We start from the raw sequence: 15,703 nt of genomic DNA, 5'->3' as shown, positions 1-15,703 counted from the left end.
GGTTCACTCCGCCGTGAGGGCTCGCCCTCACGGATCACCCCCTGGGCAGATCTCCATCCCCCACGAGTGCCCCCGCGCCCCGCAACGCGTCGACCGCCGCCCGGATCGAGGGCCGGCGGTCGGCGTCCGCGCGCCACACCACGTACACATGACGCTTCATGCTCTGCCGCACCCGCACCACGCTGACCGCCGGCGGCAGCACCCCCCGCCCGAGTCGCGGCGTGACGCAGACGCCGAGACCGGCGGCCACCAGGGCGAGTTGGGTGTGGTGCTCCTCCGCGTAGTGGCAGATGCGCGGCTCGATGTCCTTGGCCCGCAGCGTGTACATCAGCCAGCTCTGGCAGTACGCGCCCTCCGGCCAGGAAATCCAGTCGTCGTCGGCGAGTTCCTCGAGGTCGATCTCCGCGCGCCCCGCGAGCGGGTGCCCGGCGGGCAGCATCACATCCGCCGGGTCGTCGAGCAGCGAGGCCTTGGCGACGCCTTCCGACACGGGCAGCGGCTTGTCGTACCAGTCGAGCACGACGGCCAGGTCCAGATCGCCCCGGAGCACGGCCCGGACGCCGTCCTCGGGCTCCAACTCCTGGGAGCGCACGCGCAGTCCGGGATGCCCGGCACGCAGGGCGGCGAGCGCGACGGGGAACAGGCCGCGCGCCGCCGTGGGGAACGCGCCGATCCGCAGCTCGCCGACGGCCTGGCCGCGCTGCGCCTCCAGGTCGGACTGGGCCAGCTCGACCTGCGACAGGATCCGCTCCGCGTGCTCGGCGAGGAGCCGGCCCGCGTCGGTGAGCCGCACCCCGCGGCCGTTCTTGGCGAGCAGCTGCTGGCCGACTTCGCGCTCCAGCTTGGTCATCTGCTGGGACACGGCCGAGGTCGTCACGTGCAGGCCGGCGGCGGCACCGCTGACCGAGCCGTGCCGGGCCAGGGCGTCGAGGGTGCGCAGGCGCTCCAGGTTCAACATGTAAGCAATGCTAAGCGATCCCTCGTAATTAATCTCGCTTGTTCTACGAAATGGACTGCGCCATCGTTGGGGTCATGACCACGCCAGTCGCCGCCCCCGCACCCTCCTCCACGGCCTCCGCATCCACCCCGACCGCACCCCCGGCGTCGGAGCCGGCGCCGCGCCGCACCTCCCTGGACTGGCGGATCCGCTTCGCGGTCCTCTCCCTGATCTGGGGCTTCAGCTTTCTGCTCATCAAGGTCGGCACGCACGGCTTCGCACCGTTCCAAGTCACCTTCGGGCGGCTGCTGTTCGGCACGGCGGTACTGGCCGTGGCGCTCCTGGTCAAGCGGGACCGGCTGCCTCGGGGAGTGCGCACCTGGGGGCATCTGACGGTCGCGGCGTTCCTGCTGAACGCGCTGCCGTTCTCGCTGTTCGCGTACGCGGAGCTGACGATTCCGTCCGCGCTCGCCGGGATCTGCAACGCCACGTCGCCGCTGTGGGGCATGGCGCTGTCGATGGTCGCGCTGTCCGAGGACCGGCCCACCCGGCGCCGCGTCGCGGGGCTCGGGCTCGGGTTCATCGGCGTGCTGACGGTGCTCGGCGCCTGGCAGGGCTTCCACGGCCTGGACTTCGGTGGCACGGCCATGGCCCTGCTGGCCTCGCTGAGCTACCCGATCGGCTGGATCTACGTCCGCCGCACGCTGGCCGGCACCTCGAACTCCCACCTCTCCATGATGAGCGGCCAGCTGCTGGTCGCGACGGTCCAACTGGCGGTGGTGACCCCGCTGTTCACCTCGATGCCCACCCGGATCCCGGTCGTGCCCCTGCTCGCCGTGCTCGCTCTCGGCGCCCTGGGCACCGGCCTTGGACTGCTGTTGCAGTACGGCCTGGTGGCGGAGGTCGGGCCGACGACCGGCCAGATGGTCACGTACTTCATCCCGGTGATCGCCACGGCGGCGGGCGCGGCCGTGCTCGGCGAGGCGCTGACCTGGTCGATGCCGGTGGGCGCGCTGATCGTCATCGCGGGGGCCGCACTGTCCCAGTCGAAGGCGCGCTCCCGGACCTGAGAGCAAATCGACGGCACGCGCGGGTGCACAACGCACACACGCGCGTGGCTGCGGCCGCGTTGAGCTCAGCCCTCACACATACCGGCGCCCGGCCCCGGGCCCCACCGCAGCCGCGACGGCATCGGCCAGCGGCTGCATGTCGTCAACTCCCAGCAGGGACACGGTGATCCGCACCCCGGGTGGCGCGCTCATCCGGAACCGCGCCCCCGGCACCACCGCCCACCCCGCGTGCAGCAGCCGCGACACGGCCCCCGTCTCGTCGGGCACGGGCACCCACACATTGAGCCCGCTGCGTCCGTACGCCGCGATCCCGCGCTCCGCGAGCGCCCCGATCAGGGCGTCCCGGCGCTTGCCGTACTCCCCCGCGACCGCGCGCGGATCCACCGCCCCCGACGACCACAGATGCACCACCGCGTCCTGCAGCAGCCGGCTCACCCACCCCGGCCCGAGGCGCTGCCTGCCGCCCACCCGGTCGAGGGTGAGGGCGTCGCCCGTGAGCACGGCGAGCCGCAGGTCCGGCCCGTACGCCTTGGCGACCGAGCGCACGAAGGCCCAGCGGTCCCGCCCCTCGGCCAGGGGATGCAGCACCTGGTCGACGATGCCGTGCCCGTGGTCGTCCTCGATGAGCAGCACTTCCGGATGGGCGGCGAGGACGGAACGCAGGGCACGCGCCCGCGCGCCGCTCACCGCGGCCCCGGTCGGGTTCTGCGCGCGGTCGGTGACGATCAGGGCCCGCGCCCCGTCGCGCAGCACCCGCTCGACGTCGTCGGCCAGCGGCCCCTCGTCGTCGACGCCGACCGGGACGGGCCGCAGCCCGACGGCCGAGATCAGGTCGAGGAGGCTGCCGAAGCCCGGGTCCTCGACGGCGACGGCATCGCCCGGCTTGAGATGGGCGGCGAGGACGCGCTCGATGGCGTCAAGGGCCCCCGAGGTCACGGCGATCGGCCCGTCGGGGACGCCCTCCGCGTCGAAGGCGGCACGGGCGAGACGGGCCAACTCGGGGGCCACCGCGGCCTCCCCGTACTGCACGGGGCTCTCGTCGCTCCGCTCGGCCGCCGCGGTGAGCGCCGCGATCAGCGAGGGCAGCAGCGCGGGATCCGGGTTGCCCTTCGACACATCCCGCACACCTGCGGGAACGTCCACCCGGATGTGCTCCCGGGCGGTGCTGGCGGGCCGTGGCCGTACCCGGCTGCCGCGCCGTCCCGCCGTCTCGATCACCCCGCGCTCGCGCAGGGTGCGATAGGCGGCCGCGACCGTATTCGGATTGATCCCGAGCTCCGTCGCCAACTCCCGCATGGGCGGCAACAGTTGCCCGGGTTCCAGGTCTCCGCGGCCGACCGCGCCCTCGACACTGGCGGCAATCTCTGCTGCGCGCCGCCCTGCGATCCGATACTCTCCTAGCACAAAATTGAGTATGCACTAGTGCAATGGAGTTCGCAATGACCGCGGCGCAGGACACCCACGCGACCCCCGAGGGCCAGGACGCCTACCCCGTCACGGACCGGAACGTCCCGGCCCGCTACCGGGACCGCGCCACGTACGACCGCGAGTCGGTGCACGCGATTCTCGACGCGGCCTACCTCTGCCACCTCGGGTTCATACGCGACGGCGCCCCCGTGGTCCTGCCGACGCTGTACGGCCGCGTCGGAGAGCGCCTGTATGTGCACGGCTCCACGGGCTCCCGCCCGATGCGCGCGGCGGGCATGGCGGACCCCGGGCTCAAGGTGTGTCTGACCGTCACGCACATGGACGGTCTCGTGCTTGCCAGGTCCGCGTTCAACCACTCGATCAACTTCCGCTCGGTGGTGGTCCAGGGCGTCGCCCACACGGTGACGGACCGCGACGAGAAGCGCATGGCCCTGGACGCCCTGGTCGAGCACGTGGTGGCCGGCCGCTCGAAGGACTCGCGGCCCGCCAACGCCAAGGAGCTGGCCGCCACCGCCGTGCTGCGCCTGGACCTGACCGACGTTTCGGCGAAGATCCGCGACGACGACGCGGACGACGACCCGGAGGACTTGGACCTCCCGCACTGGGCGGGCGTCGTCCCGGTGACCCACGGCTACACCGCCCCGGTGCCCGCCGCGGACCTCGCCCCGGGCATCGAACTCCCGGACTACCTCAAGGCCTTGTGATGCTCATCCACCCCTGGGACGCCCCGCAGGACGACGCCGAGTGGCAGCACTGGCTCGCCGCCCACGACTTCGGCCAGCTCGCGGTGAACGGCCTGGACGGCGCACCCCCGCACGTCCAGCCGCTGCACTTCGCGTACGTCGCCGGGCACGGCGGCGCGTACGGGGAGGTGCTGACCCACCTGGCCCGCCCCAACCCGCTCTGGGCGGCAGTGGAGACGAACCCCGAGGTGCTGCTCAGCGTGGTGGACGACTACGCCTTCGTGCCGGGGCCGTGGCAGGCACCGCCGGACGGTCCGTCCGCACACGGCGTGCCGACCAGCTTCTACGCGGCGGTCCAACTGCGCTGCACCGCCCATCTCGTGGACGATCCGGCGGCCAAGGCCGAACTCCTCAACCGCCAGGTCGGCCACTTCCAGCCGGAGGGCGGCACCGCCCCGGCCGCCTTGGGCGAGGCGCCGCACGGCCGGCTGCTCGCCGGCATCCGGGGGCTGCGGCTCGAAGTCACCGACGTACGCGCGAAGTTCAAGTACGCGACGCACAAGCCGCAAGAGATCCAGGACCGGATCGCCGAGGGCCTGGCCGCCCGGGGCGGCGCACTGGACCTGGCCGCGGGGCGACAGCAGCAGCGCCACAGGGACGCGGCAAGCGCGACCTGACAGCACCCCGCGCGCGAGGCACGCGCGCGTGAAGCCACATGGGCCACTACGCGCGCGTGCAGGGCGATTGAGCAGTCGACGGGTGGCCGTCCTCAGCCGGGGACGGCCACCCGTCGCGTTCCGCGCCCTCAGCCGAGCAGGGCCCGCCGCCGTGCCGCCGCCGCGTCCCGCGTCTCGGCCACGGCGAGTCCGGCGACCGCCGCGAGCATGAGCAGCGTCCCCGCCACGGTGGCCACGGTGAGCCGCTCCCCCAGGACCGTCACGGCGATGACCGCCGCGCTCACCGGTTCGAGCAGCATGATCACGGACACGGTGGCGGACCGTACGGCCGCCGCTCCGGCGAAGTAGAGGGCGTACGCGAGGGCCGTCGGCACGGCGGCGACGTACACCAACAGCCATAGCACGAGCCCCACTTGCTCGGTGTGCGGCAGCAGCCCCTCGGCCATGCCCAGCGGCAGCAGGCAGACGGCGGCGACCCCGAAGGTCCACACGGTGGTGGCGTACGCGTCGGCGCCCGCGCCGTCACGTCCCCACCATCGGGTCAGCAGCGTCATCAGCGCATACCCGGCCGCGGAGAGCAGCGCGAGGACGACACCCGTCGGCCGCACCGACGCACCGTCGTCCCCCAGGACCAGGACGGCAAGACCGGCAAGCGCCCCGACGACCGCGGCAAGACCGCCCCGCCCCAGCCGCTCGCCCAGCGCGAGCCGCGCCCCGAGCGCGATGAGCACGGGCCCGGCGCCCAGCGTGACGACGGTGCCGACCGCGAGCCCCGTCAGCTGCACGGCGGCGAAGTAGGCGGTCTGGAAGACGGCGAGCGCGACTCCGAGGACGACGACGCGACCCACTCGTACGCGCCCGCCCACGGCCCGCCGCCGGCGCAGCGCGCCCACGGCGAGCAGCAGGGCGAGACCGCCCGCGCACCGCCAGAAGGACAGGGACAGGGGCCCGAGGTCACTGGCGCTGAACACCAGGGAGGCGGCCGCACCGGCGGTGCCCCAGGCGGCGCCGGCGACGATCAGATAGAGCAGGCCGCGCCCGACGGACAGGACGGGCAGGGCAGTTGACTCCGATGAGCCATGGCTGGACAACACATTCGACGCGTTCGACACGTGACTTCTCCGCGGATGACAGGAATGGATGACTGTCGTCTGCGGGCAGCCGGAACCCGCTCGGGTACTGCCCGAGCCCGGTCTGCGTAGGTGTGGCCGCCCGCGTTACGCGGCAGGAGGCGGAAGCACGAGTGCGTGGGAATGCATGATCACGATCCTATGCGGTGGGCCGGGCGGCGGACAACGTGTCATTCACCGCATCGCCCTCGCCCCGAAGCGCACCCTCGGCCGCCACGGTGCCATCCGGCTCCGGCCCGGAAGCGATCGGTCCTGAAGCGACCGGCTCGGAGGGCGACTTGCCCGGCGTCGCGGACTGCGCGATCAGCGCGCCCAGCAACACCAGGCCGCCGCCCACGATCTGGGGCGCCGCGAGATGTTCGCCGAGCATGATCCAGGCCAGCACGGTGGCCACGACCGCTTCGAGGCAGGACACCACCGAGGCGACCTGCGGCGAGAGCCTGCGCACGGAGAAGACGCCGGTGCCGTACGCGAGAACGGTCGCGATGAGCACGATCCAGCCGAGCAGCAGCAGCCCCGCGACCTCGGTGCCGTCCATGCTCGCGGTGCCCGTGAGCACGGACCATTCCATGCCCCAGGGCCGGGCGATGACGGTCAGGACGACGGTGCCGATGAGGAGTCCGTACGAGATGACCCCGAGCGGATTCGGCGCCTCGGCCCCCGCATCGCCGTCATGGTCGCCCAGGATGAAGTAACCGGCCTGGCAGACGGCCGCGCCGAGGCCGAGCAGCACCCCGATCGCGTCGAAGCTCAGCCCGGACCACACCTCGACCACCGAGGCGAGCCCGCCCACCGCGAGGACGACACCGACCGCGGCGGCCCCCGAGACCCTGCGTCGCTGCACGAACCGGATCCAGCCGAGCACCAGGGCGGGCCCGAAGTACTCGATGAGCAGGGCGACGCCCACCGGGATGCGGGAGATCGCGGCGAAGTAGCAAGCCTGCACACCGGCGACGGCGAAGAGCCCGAACCCGACGAGCAACGCGGGCCTGTCCACCACCAGTCGGCGATGGCGCCAGGCGAACGGCAGCATCACAAGGGCGGCACCCGCGACCCTGAGCCACACGACATGCAGCGGGTCGAGCCCCGCCTCGATCAGCGGCTTGGCCGCGACACCGGAACCACCGAAGGCGAGAGCCGACACCAGGGCAAGCCCCAGCCCGAACCCGCGCGTCGTCTTTACCGGATTCCCCTGAATCCCCTGAGCCTTGGACACCGCCACATCATGCCAGCCACCGTCATGACCGTCACCCCCGATACCCCTGACATCTCACCCCCCGAGACGCAACCCGCACCGCCTCACGAACCCAGCATCCTCAACCCGCCCGACACATCCCCTCAGCCCGTCCGGCGCTTCCCTTCAGCCCGTCCGGCGTTTGAGGACAATCTTTTGAAGCCGGCGGCAGCCTTACGGGAAGGGGCGGGGAGGGGAAAAATCAGCCCCTCCGGCCAGGAGCGGGGGCCCGGGGGCAGCGCCCCCGCGACCTCAACCACACCCGACCCACACCCTCCGAGCCCGACCTGCAGCAACCCGCAACACAGCTAGCCCGCGATCCCGCGCACAACATCCCCCGCCTCAACCCCACCCCGTCGAAGCACCTCAACCGCCCGACACTCCCCATCCCTCACAAGCGCCGCCAAAAGATCAAGCCCCGACGCCCGCACATCCCCCCGCCCCCGCGCAAGCAAAAGCGCCGCCGACATCGCGGAAGCCGCCGCAGGCGACCACCCGGCCGCCTCCCGCACGACGGGCACCGCACCGGAATCCTCGACGGTGCCCTGCCACCTCAACCCGTAGCCGATGCTGCGCTGCACGAGATACCCGAGCAACCGGGCCACTTGGTCGCCGCCGCCCACGCGACTGAAGACGTCCCGCACCGCGGGCTCGTACTCGAGAAGGGAGTGCAGCAGGTGCGCGGTGTCGATCTGCCCGTCCCCACCACGCACCGCCCGCCTGCGCGCACCGGCGACCACCGCGGCCAGCTCGGCACTGAGCTGCGCGTCAGGTTCGGGGTGGTCTTGACCGGTTCGTGCGCTCGGCCGGGTGGAACTCTGCACATCCCCCACCCCATCAGCATCCGGGGCCGGAAACATCCCCGCCGGGAAGCATTCGGGCGTCCCACGCAGGTTGGGCATTCATGTACGAGTTCTCCTCCTTACGGATGAGATCGCGCCGATCCGAACCGAGGGGCGCGCGCCGCCTTGCTTCGCTCCCCCTGCGCAACCACGACACCCATGGCGCTCGTCCCACCGGACACCCGAGCAATCCGTACGCAAGGCCCGCACCCGGGTCCAACACCCGTACCCGGACAACGCCCACACCCGGGCCCCGCACGCCGCCCGCCTGCCCGAAGGACCACGACCCATGCCGCCCGGACCGCCTCGCACCGCCCGCCCGGCGGCGCGACCTGCCCGGACTCGCGAGGAATACGACTGCTGGCTGGTCTCCCTGCCCGCCATCGACGGCAAGCAATATGTGTACCGCGTCTACGCGCCGGCCGACGCCCTGCTCGCGGACCTGTTCTGGGAGGCGTGGCACTGCCACGACGAGGCCCGGTTCCCGCGCGCCTCCGACCTCTTCGACGCGGCGGTCATACGCCGCATCGGCCCCGCACACCAACCCTGAGCCGCAGCTCCACAATTCCTGACGGGTCGTCAGTCTTGTAACTTCCGGGCCCCACGACTACGTTCCGCGACACCGTAGCTGCGCGGACGCCGCAGCGCCCGACGAGAAGGGGTGGTCGCATGGCCGAAGTGAGCGCGGAAGCACGCATCGAGGCGCCCGCCGAGAAGGTCTGGTCAAAGCTCACGGACCTCTCCCTGTACGGCGAGTGGAGCACCACCCACACCGGGTTCCCCAAGGGCGCCCCCACTTCGCTGGAAAAGGGCGGCACCTTCGAGGAGAACATGAAGCTGATGGGCTTCCCCGCGGAGGTCACCTGGACCGTGGAGGAGCTGGAGACGAACAGTACGTTCGCCATTCGTGGCAAGGGCCCGATGGGGGTCAACGTCGGCACCAAGTACACGCTGATCGCCGACGGCGAGGCGACCACGCTGCGCATCGACGGCGAGTTCACCGGCGCGGCCGTGTCCCTGATGGCAGGCAAGCTGAAGGACTCGGCGACGGCCGCCCTGAACGAGTCGCTGCGCAAGTTCAACGGCCTGATGGGCTGACGAACGACCTTTGGCCTACGCACCCACCCCGGGTCGCACATGACGACGGCGCCCCGCGTGCATCACGCGGGGCGCCGTCGCGTCCTCGTCGGTCGGCCCGGGCGCGGCCCGGCCGGCCTCAGTCCTCATCGGCGAGGATCAGATACAGCTTCTTGCGGGCGTCGTTGACGACCGTGAGCGCCTTCTGGCGCTGCTCGGTCGAGCCGGTCTTCCAGACCTGGCCGAACGCCTCCATCAGGCCGAAGCCGGCCTGCCGGATCTCGTTGGCCGTCTCCCAGTCGATGCCGCGACCGGCGTCCTCCCAGGGCGCGTCCGGGCCTTCGTCGGCCGCGGTGCGGCCGGCGTCGGTGAGTGCGAACAGCTTCTTGCCGCCCTCGCTCTCACTGGTGATCAGGCCCTCGTCCTCCAGGAGCTGCAGGGTCGGGTAGACCGATCCCGGGCTGGGCTTCCACGCCCCGCCGCTGCGCTCGGCGATCTCCTGGATCATCTCGTAGCCGTGCATCGGCCGGTCCTTCAGCAGGGCGAGGATCGACGCGCGTACGTCGCCCCGTCGCGCCCTGCCGCGACCGCCGCCGCGACCACGTCCGCCCCAGGGGCCGCCGCCGGGTCCGCCGAAGCCGGGCCCGAAGGGACCGAAGGCGCCGCGACGCCCCTCGAAGTCGCCCCGCTCGCCTCGGCCGCGCGGGCCGGGACCGCCGGGTCCACGACGTCCAAAACCATGCTCGTGTTCGTGTCCATGGGTGCGCATGGCAACCACGTCCTCTCAGTGTTGTCATTGATTGATGGAAGTTCTATCGCGGTCGATCTTTGACCGTTCGCGATGGCTCAACGATATATCGGAACTGTTCGGCTGGCAACCCCCGACCGACAGCCCGCCCCACAGCCCGCCCCGAAGAGAACCGGGCCAGATATCCGAAATTGGCCTTGGCCTGCGCCTTCGCAGTCGACCTACCGTCGGTGACATGCGGATCCGAATCGTCGACGCCTTCACCGACCGCCCCTTCGCCGGCAACCCGGCCGGGGTCGTACTCCTCGACACCTTCCCTGCGGACAGCTGGCTCCAGCAGGTGGCGACCGAGGTCAACCACGCCGAGACCGCCTTCGCCCACCCGCTCCCCGCTGGCGGCGAGGCCGACTGGGCGCTGCGCTGGTTCACCCCGGCAACCGAGGTGGACCTCTGCGGCCACGCCACGCTGGCCACCGCGCACATCCTCAGATCCACGGGCGCGGCCCGCGGCACCATCCGCTTCGCCACCCGCGCGGCCGGAATCCTCACCGCGACCGCGAACGAGGACGGCTCGATCACCCTCGACTTCCCGACCGCCCCGCTCACCGAGGTCGAGATCCCCGCAGGCGTGGCCGAGGCGCTCGGTGCCGAGCCGGTGGCGACGTACGACACGGGACCGCACTGCGGCGACCTGCTGATCGAACTCGCCGACGAGAAGACGGTCCGCGCCCTCACCCCCGACCACAAGGCCCTGGTCCAGCACTCCGAACGGGGCATCATCGCCACCGCCCGCGCCGAAGACCCCACGCGCGGCTACGACTTCGTGTCCCGGGGCTTCTTCCCCCGGGTCGGCATCGACGAGGACCCGGTCACCGGCAGCGCCCACACCGCGCTCGCCCCGTACTGGTCCCCGCGCCTGGGCAGCGACGACCTGACCGGCCTGCAGGCCTCGGCCCGCACGGGCCTCGTCGGCACGTCATTGCGCGGCGAACGCACCTTGCTCACCGGCCACGCCGTCACCACCGTCGACGGCGAGCTGCTGGCCTGACCCCTCCCGCGCGGGGCAACGGCGCAGGACAACCGCGCATGACAAAGGGGGCGTACGAGAATCCCGTACGCCCCCACAGTCGTTCCACGCCGCGGCAGCCGCCCAGCCGCCACCGCACCGCCTCACGCGGTCGGGAGCCACCCCACCTTCCCGGCAAGCAGCGCGTACCCGACGAACGCCCCGATGTCGAGCAGCGCATGGGCCACCACCAGCGGCCCGACCCGGCCCCAACGCCGGTACAGGAAGACGAAGACGACGCCCATCACCATGTTCCCGATGAACCCGCCGATGCCCTGATACAGGTGGTAAGAGCCACGCAGCACGGAGCTCCCCGCCATCGCCGCCATCGGCGACCACCCCAACTGGTCGAGCCGGCGCAGCAGATACCCGACGACGATGACTTCCTCGACCACCGAGTTCTGCACGGCAGACAGCACGAGGACAGGGAACTTCCACCACACGTCGGGCAACGCCTCCGGCACCACCGTGAGGTTGAACCCCAGCGCCCGGGCCGCCAGATAGAACGCGATCCCGGTGCTCCCGATGCCCGCCGCGATCAGCGTCCCGCGCCCCAGGTCGGGCCACGGCCGGGTCCGGTCGAAGCCGATCGAGCGCAGCCCGGCGCCCTCCCGTACGAGCAGGTGGGCCACGAGCGCGACGGGGACCAAAGCGGTCGTAATGCCGAACAATTGCCAGGCAAGATCAAGCCACGGACGGCCCGGCGCGGCCGACGCGTTGAGGGTCGCCGCCTGATCCTTCAGACCACCGGGTTTGGTGAGGGAACCGACAAAGCTGATCAGCGCGGACACCCCGCTCGCACCGAGCGAAACGGCCAGAACGAGCAGCGTCTCGTCCCGGAAGATCCGCCGTGAGAGCCGCTCACCAGAGAAAGATTCAGCCACTTGCCCGCCTTTGCCCGCACACCTGCGCTCAGTTGTTCAATCGCGCCTCATCGCCATCCTCCCCCCGCTAGGGTCTCGAATGCAGGTACGAAGATCTTGCGCGACAAGCCGAGGGGGACAGTACGCCACAAAGCGGCGTACACCCCCTTTTCCTTGTTTCTCTTGACTTGCTCATCTGGGGAGGGGCACTACCGCCATGGGACGTCACAACATGCCCGACCGGCACGCGACAGACGGGTCGCGGCCGAGCCCGCGGGCACGCCGCCGGACTGTGGCCATCGCGACGGTCCTCGTACTCGGCGTCGCGACCGGCACGGCCGTCGCCGTCCGCAGCGGCCTCCTCGCCTTCGAATCCGGCTGCGGCAAGGACGCGGTGCGCATCGACGTGGTCGCCTCGCCGGACATGGCCCCGGCGCTGAAGTCCGCCGCGGACTACACACACGACGAGGACGTCACGTCCGACGGCCGCTGTCTGGATGTACGCGTCACCGCACGCGAGGCGTTCAAGGTCGCCGACTCCCTGCGCTCGGGCGGCGGCGCGTCCGAGTACGAGGTGTGGGTGCCGGACTCCGACCTGTGGGTGGACCGCGCCGGCCTGGGCGGCGGCGACGTACCGGTCACGTCCGTCGGCAACATCGCCTCCAGCCCGGTCACGATGGGCATGATCCCCTCCGCCGCCAAGTCCCTCGGCTGGCCGGACAAGAAGTACACCTGGGCCGAGTTGACGGCCGCGGCCACCTCCAAGGACAAGCTCCGCCTGGGCGCCGCCGACCCGGCGCGCAGCGCCTCCGGCCTGCTCGCCCTGACGAGCATCGCCGCCTCCGCCGAGCAGGCCGGCGGCAAGGGCGCCGAAACCCAGGTGGCGGCGACGGCCGAGATGCTGGCGCAGCGCACCTCGGACAGCGACGCACAGGCCCTGGAGACGCTGGCCCGCGACGACTCCGGCACGGAGCAGGGCAATCCGCGCCGCAACCAGGCCCTGGTCGTGTCGGAACAGGCGGCCTTCACCCACAACGCGCAGGCAGGCAAGGACGGCAGCCTCGAGCTCTTCTACCCCAAGGACGGCGCACCGCAGCTCGACTACCCCTTCGCCCTGGTCGACGAGGTCAGGCTGAGCACGGACGAGAGCCGGGCCGCGCTGCGCTTCATGACGTTGCTCGGTGAGGATGCGGGCCAGCAGATCCTGCGCAAGCACGGCTTTCGCACCGGCAGCCACGAGCCGTCCGACCAGCTGATCTCGGCGGCCGGCGGACGTGAGCCGCAGCCCTTCGCCTCGGCGTCGGCCGAGGCTCCGTCGCCCAAACAGCTCGACGAGACCCTCGGCATGTGGACGATCACCGTGCAGAGCGCGCGGCTCTCCGTCGTCGTCGACGTCTCGGGCTCCATGGGCCAGACGGTGCCCGGACGCGGCCAGTCCCGCCTCCAAGTCACCAAGTCCTCGCTGATAGCGGCGCTCGGCCGCTTCACGGACGAGGACGAGGTGGGCCTGTGGCGGTTCTCCACCAAGCTCGACGGCAATCGCGACTACCGCGAGATGGCGCCCACCAAGCGTCTCGGCGACCGGGTGGGAGGCGAGTCCCAGCGTGCGCGCCTGACCAATGAGTTCGGCAAGCTGGAGCCGGTCGTCGGCGGGGCGACGGGCCTGTACGACACCACGCTCGCCGCGTACAAGCAGGCCCAGTCCTCCTACGTGAAGGGCAAGTTCAACTCCCTGGTCATCCTCACCGACGGCGCCAACGACGATCCGGGATCGATCTCGCGCAGCGCGCTCGTGGCCCAGCTGAAGACGCTGTCCGACCCGAACCGCCCGGTCCCGATCATCGCGATCGCGGTGGGCCCGGACTCGGACAAGGAAGAGGTCAAGCAGCTGGCCAAGGCGACCGGAGGCTCGGGCCAGCAGATCGACGACCCGGCCCAGATCCAGGCCGTCATTCTGAAGGCCATCATGGCGGCCGGCCAGAGCTGACGGCCCGTCCGGGCATGGCGGGCAGCCCGGGCAGCCCGGGCAGTGCGCTCACCTCGACTGCACGACTCCGTCCGGCACCAGCCCCACCGGCCACAGATGCACCGGTTCTCCCGTGTGCATCAGTTCGCAGTAACGCCGCGTGGTGGCCGCAAGGGCGACATCGCGCTCGAGGCCGCCGTCCAGCGCCTGGTGATAGGTCGCCACCTGCCACGAGGCCCCGTTCTTCTTGCGTCGGCACCGCCCCTCGATCACCCCGAGGAAGTGGTCACGGTCGGCGGGCTCGACACCCCAGGCGTCGAGCCCCGCCGCGGCCAGCGGCAGCAGTTCCTCGCGCACGAGATCGACCGCGGGCCTGCGCGCCGTGCCGCCGAACCGCCCCGGACGCGGCCACTCCAGCTCCGCCTCGATGCCGTACCGGCACGCCTCGTCGAAGTTGGCGGCGGCAGCGCCGAAGGGCAGCCGGGTCCACACCGGCCGGCTCTCCTCGGCGAGCGCCCGCACCAGGCCGTAGTAGAAGGCCGCGTTGGCGATCACATCGGTCACCGAGGGCCCGGCGGGCAGCACCCGGTTCTCCACGCGCAGATGCGGTACGCCGTCCGCGATGCCGTACACCGGCCGGTTCCAGCGGTAGACGGTGCCGTTGTGCAGCACCAGCTCCGCGAGGCGCGGCACCCCGCCCTCGTCGAGGACCCGCAGCGAGTCCTCGTCGTCGCAAATGGGCAGCAGCGGCGGGAAGTAGCGGAGGTTCTCCTCGAAGAGGTCGTACGCGGAAGTGATCCAGCGCTCCCCGAACCAGGTGCGCGGCCGCACCCCCTGCGCCTGCAGCTCGGGCGGGCGCGTATCGGTGGACTGCAGGAACAGCGGCGGCCGCGACTCGCGCCACAGCTCGTGCCCGAACAGGAAGGGCGCGTTGGCCCCCACCGCGATCTGCACGGCGGCCACGGCCTGCGCCGCGTTCCAGACATCGGCGAACCGGCCGGGAGTGACCTGCAGATGAAGCTGCACGGAGGTGCAGGCCGCCTCGGGCGCTATCGACGCGGAGGTGCAGATCAGCCGCTCCACACCCTCGATGTCGAGCGCGAAATCCTCGCCGCGTGCGGCCACGATCTGATCGTTGAGAAGGGTGTAGCGGTCGACTGCGGAAAGATTTCCGGAGACGAGATCCTGCCGCGCCAGGGTCGGCAGAATCCCGATCATCACGATCCCGGCGGCCACCTCGTTCGCTTTTCGATGGGCATAGTTGAGGCCGGTGCGCAGCTCCTCGGCCAGCTGATCGAAAACGCGACCGGACAGTCGGTGCGGGGCTATGTTCACTTCCAGGTTGAACATTCCGAGTTCGGTCTGGAAATCATGGCTCGCGATCCGCTCGAGAACTTCCGCATTCATCATTCTCGGCATCCCGTCCGGCCCCGCAAGATTCAGTTCTATCTCCAGCCCCATCAGATTCTTGGGCCGGTCGAACCGCTGCTCCTCCAGGAGACGCCGCAGCCCCGCCAGGCACTGCTGCAGCTTCCTGCGGTACCGCTGCCGATCGGACAGGTCGAACCCACCTGCCACGACCTTCTCCCCCATCGAAGTGTCCCTCCTCGATTGGGCAGCCCGCTTCGGCCGCTGTGTCACCGGGGATGATGCCCAGGCAATGTGATCGATAACGCCCCGCACCTGCCCACTCACGAGTACGCTCAACCCCATTGCCGCCAGGCACATTCACGCGGCATGCGGCACCCCGCAGATGCACTCGAGATGGCGACTGGTTTAAACGCCGACGAGAATCGGCCGACCCCGCCGAAAACAAAGCACGAGGTCATACGGGCTGGCCCACGGAAAATCGGGAGAAACCCCGCATCTCCAAGTCCGAATACCGCCTTGCCGGCAATATCCCGGACAGCTAGACGAAACACTGCCTGAACACACGTCGTATAAACTCCGCGAACGAGGCAGAGAGTTGGCGTTCGCGGAGT

The 15,703-nt window shown here is 71.0% G+C and carries 15 protein-coding genes; 7 read left to right on the top strand and 8 right to left on the bottom strand.

Features of this window, described 5'->3' with window-relative positions; translation table 11 throughout:
* Positions 1 to 34: 34 nt before the first annotated feature.
* Complete coding sequence (locus OG430_RS40420) at positions 35 to 958, bottom strand: LysR family transcriptional regulator (RefSeq protein ID WP_327357636.1); 924 nt, start codon at positions 956 to 958, stop codon at positions 35 to 37.
* Between the two features lie 38 nt (positions 959 to 996).
* Between OG430_RS40420 and OG430_RS40415 the strand changes: the two genes are divergently transcribed.
* On the top strand, positions 997 to 2,007 hold the full coding sequence (locus OG430_RS40415; protein ID WP_327357635.1) for a DMT family transporter: 1,011 nt from the start codon (positions 997 to 999) through the stop codon (positions 2,005 to 2,007).
* 72 nt (positions 2,008 to 2,079) lie between these two features.
* Here the strand turns inward: OG430_RS40415 and OG430_RS40410 are convergent, their stop codons facing one another.
* On the bottom strand, positions 2,080 to 3,411 hold the full coding sequence (locus OG430_RS40410) for an aminotransferase class I/II-fold pyridoxal phosphate-dependent enzyme (RefSeq protein WP_327357634.1): 1,332 nt from the start codon (positions 3,409 to 3,411) through the stop codon (positions 2,080 to 2,082).
* A 35-nt stretch (positions 3,412 to 3,446) separates the two neighbouring features.
* On the opposite strand from OG430_RS40410, the gene OG430_RS40405 reads away from it, so the two are divergent.
* Together OG430_RS40405 and OG430_RS40400 are read left to right on the top strand one after the other, a co-directional pair.
* Entirely contained in the window at positions 3,447 to 4,139 is a 693-nt protein-coding gene (locus tag OG430_RS40405; protein WP_327357633.1) for a pyridoxamine 5'-phosphate oxidase family protein, read from the top strand.
* Positions 4,139 to 4,795: an FMN-binding negative transcriptional regulator gene (locus tag OG430_RS40400; RefSeq protein WP_327357632.1), complete on the top strand. Its 657-nt coding sequence runs from the start codon at positions 4,139 to 4,141 to the stop codon at positions 4,793 to 4,795. Before OG430_RS40405 ends, OG430_RS40400 begins: the two co-directional genes overlap by 1 nt.
* A 128-nt stretch (positions 4,796 to 4,923) precedes the next feature.
* Here OG430_RS40400 and OG430_RS40395 read toward each other — a convergent pair whose 3' ends face one another.
* The 3 genes from OG430_RS40395 to OG430_RS40385 form a co-directional block, all read right to left on the bottom strand.
* Positions 4,924 to 5,886 (bottom strand): DMT family transporter, encoded by a 963-nt coding sequence (locus tag OG430_RS40395; protein WP_327359442.1) that lies wholly within the window; start codon positions 5,884 to 5,886, stop codon positions 4,924 to 4,926.
* 178 nt (positions 5,887 to 6,064) lie between these two features.
* The gene (locus OG430_RS40390; RefSeq protein WP_327357631.1) at positions 6,065 to 7,141 is read right to left on the bottom strand and encodes an EamA family transporter; all 1,077 of its coding nucleotides are present in this window, start codon (positions 7,139 to 7,141) and stop codon (positions 6,065 to 6,067) included.
* 326 nt (positions 7,142 to 7,467) lie between these two features.
* On the bottom strand, positions 7,468 to 7,983 hold the full coding sequence (locus tag OG430_RS40385; protein ID WP_327357630.1) for a Clp protease N-terminal domain-containing protein: 516 nt from the start codon (positions 7,981 to 7,983) through the stop codon (positions 7,468 to 7,470).
* Positions 7,984 to 8,365: 382 nt separating this feature from the next.
* Here OG430_RS40385 and OG430_RS40380 point away from each other — a divergent pair, with 382 nt between their 5' ends.
* Together OG430_RS40380 and OG430_RS40375 are read left to right on the top strand one after the other, a co-directional pair.
* Positions 8,366 to 8,551: a hypothetical protein gene (locus OG430_RS40380; RefSeq protein ID WP_327359441.1), complete on the top strand. Its 186-nt coding sequence runs from the start codon at positions 8,366 to 8,368 to the stop codon at positions 8,549 to 8,551.
* 119 nt (positions 8,552 to 8,670) lie between these two features.
* Positions 8,671 to 9,099, top strand: coding sequence for a type II toxin-antitoxin system Rv0910 family toxin (locus OG430_RS40375; RefSeq protein ID WP_327357629.1), 429 nt, complete (start codon positions 8,671 to 8,673; stop codon positions 9,097 to 9,099).
* A 118-nt stretch (positions 9,100 to 9,217) separates the two neighbouring features.
* On the opposite strand, the gene OG430_RS40370 is transcribed toward OG430_RS40375, so the two are convergent.
* The gene (locus OG430_RS40370; RefSeq protein WP_327357628.1) at positions 9,218 to 9,847 is read right to left on the bottom strand and encodes a PadR family transcriptional regulator; all 630 of its coding nucleotides are present in this window, start codon (positions 9,845 to 9,847) and stop codon (positions 9,218 to 9,220) included.
* A 214-nt stretch (positions 9,848 to 10,061) separates the two neighbouring features.
* On the opposite strand from OG430_RS40370, the gene OG430_RS40365 reads away from it, so the two are divergent.
* Complete coding sequence (locus OG430_RS40365; protein WP_327357626.1) at positions 10,062 to 10,874, top strand: PhzF family phenazine biosynthesis protein; 813 nt, start codon at positions 10,062 to 10,064, stop codon at positions 10,872 to 10,874.
* A 122-nt stretch (positions 10,875 to 10,996) separates the two neighbouring features.
* Here the strand turns inward: OG430_RS40365 and OG430_RS40360 are convergent, their stop codons facing one another.
* Positions 10,997 to 11,776, bottom strand: a complete 780-nt coding sequence (locus tag OG430_RS40360; protein WP_327357625.1) for a CPBP family intramembrane glutamic endopeptidase — start codon at positions 11,774 to 11,776, stop codon at positions 10,997 to 10,999.
* A 196-nt stretch (positions 11,777 to 11,972) separates the two neighbouring features.
* On the opposite strand from OG430_RS40360, the gene OG430_RS40355 reads away from it, so the two are divergent.
* Positions 11,973 to 13,742 carry a substrate-binding and VWA domain-containing protein gene (locus OG430_RS40355; protein ID WP_327357624.1) on the top strand — a complete coding sequence of 590 codons (1,770 nt, stop codon included), beginning with the start codon at positions 11,973 to 11,975 and terminating at the stop codon, positions 13,740 to 13,742.
* Positions 13,743 to 13,790: 48 nt separating this feature from the next.
* Here the strand turns inward: OG430_RS40355 and OG430_RS40350 are convergent, their stop codons facing one another.
* Positions 13,791 to 15,314 (bottom strand): glutamate--cysteine ligase, encoded by a 1,524-nt coding sequence (locus tag OG430_RS40350; protein WP_327357623.1) that lies wholly within the window; start codon positions 15,312 to 15,314, stop codon positions 13,791 to 13,793.
* Positions 15,315 to 15,703: the final 389 nt, after the last annotated feature.

It is taken from the genome of Streptomyces sp. NBC_01304 (genome assembly GCF_035975855.1).
GTDB lineage: Bacteria > Actinomycetota > Actinomycetes > Streptomycetales > Streptomycetaceae > Streptomyces.
Note: the sequence above shows the minus strand (reverse complement) of the source record. Positions and strands in the feature narration are given on the sequence as shown.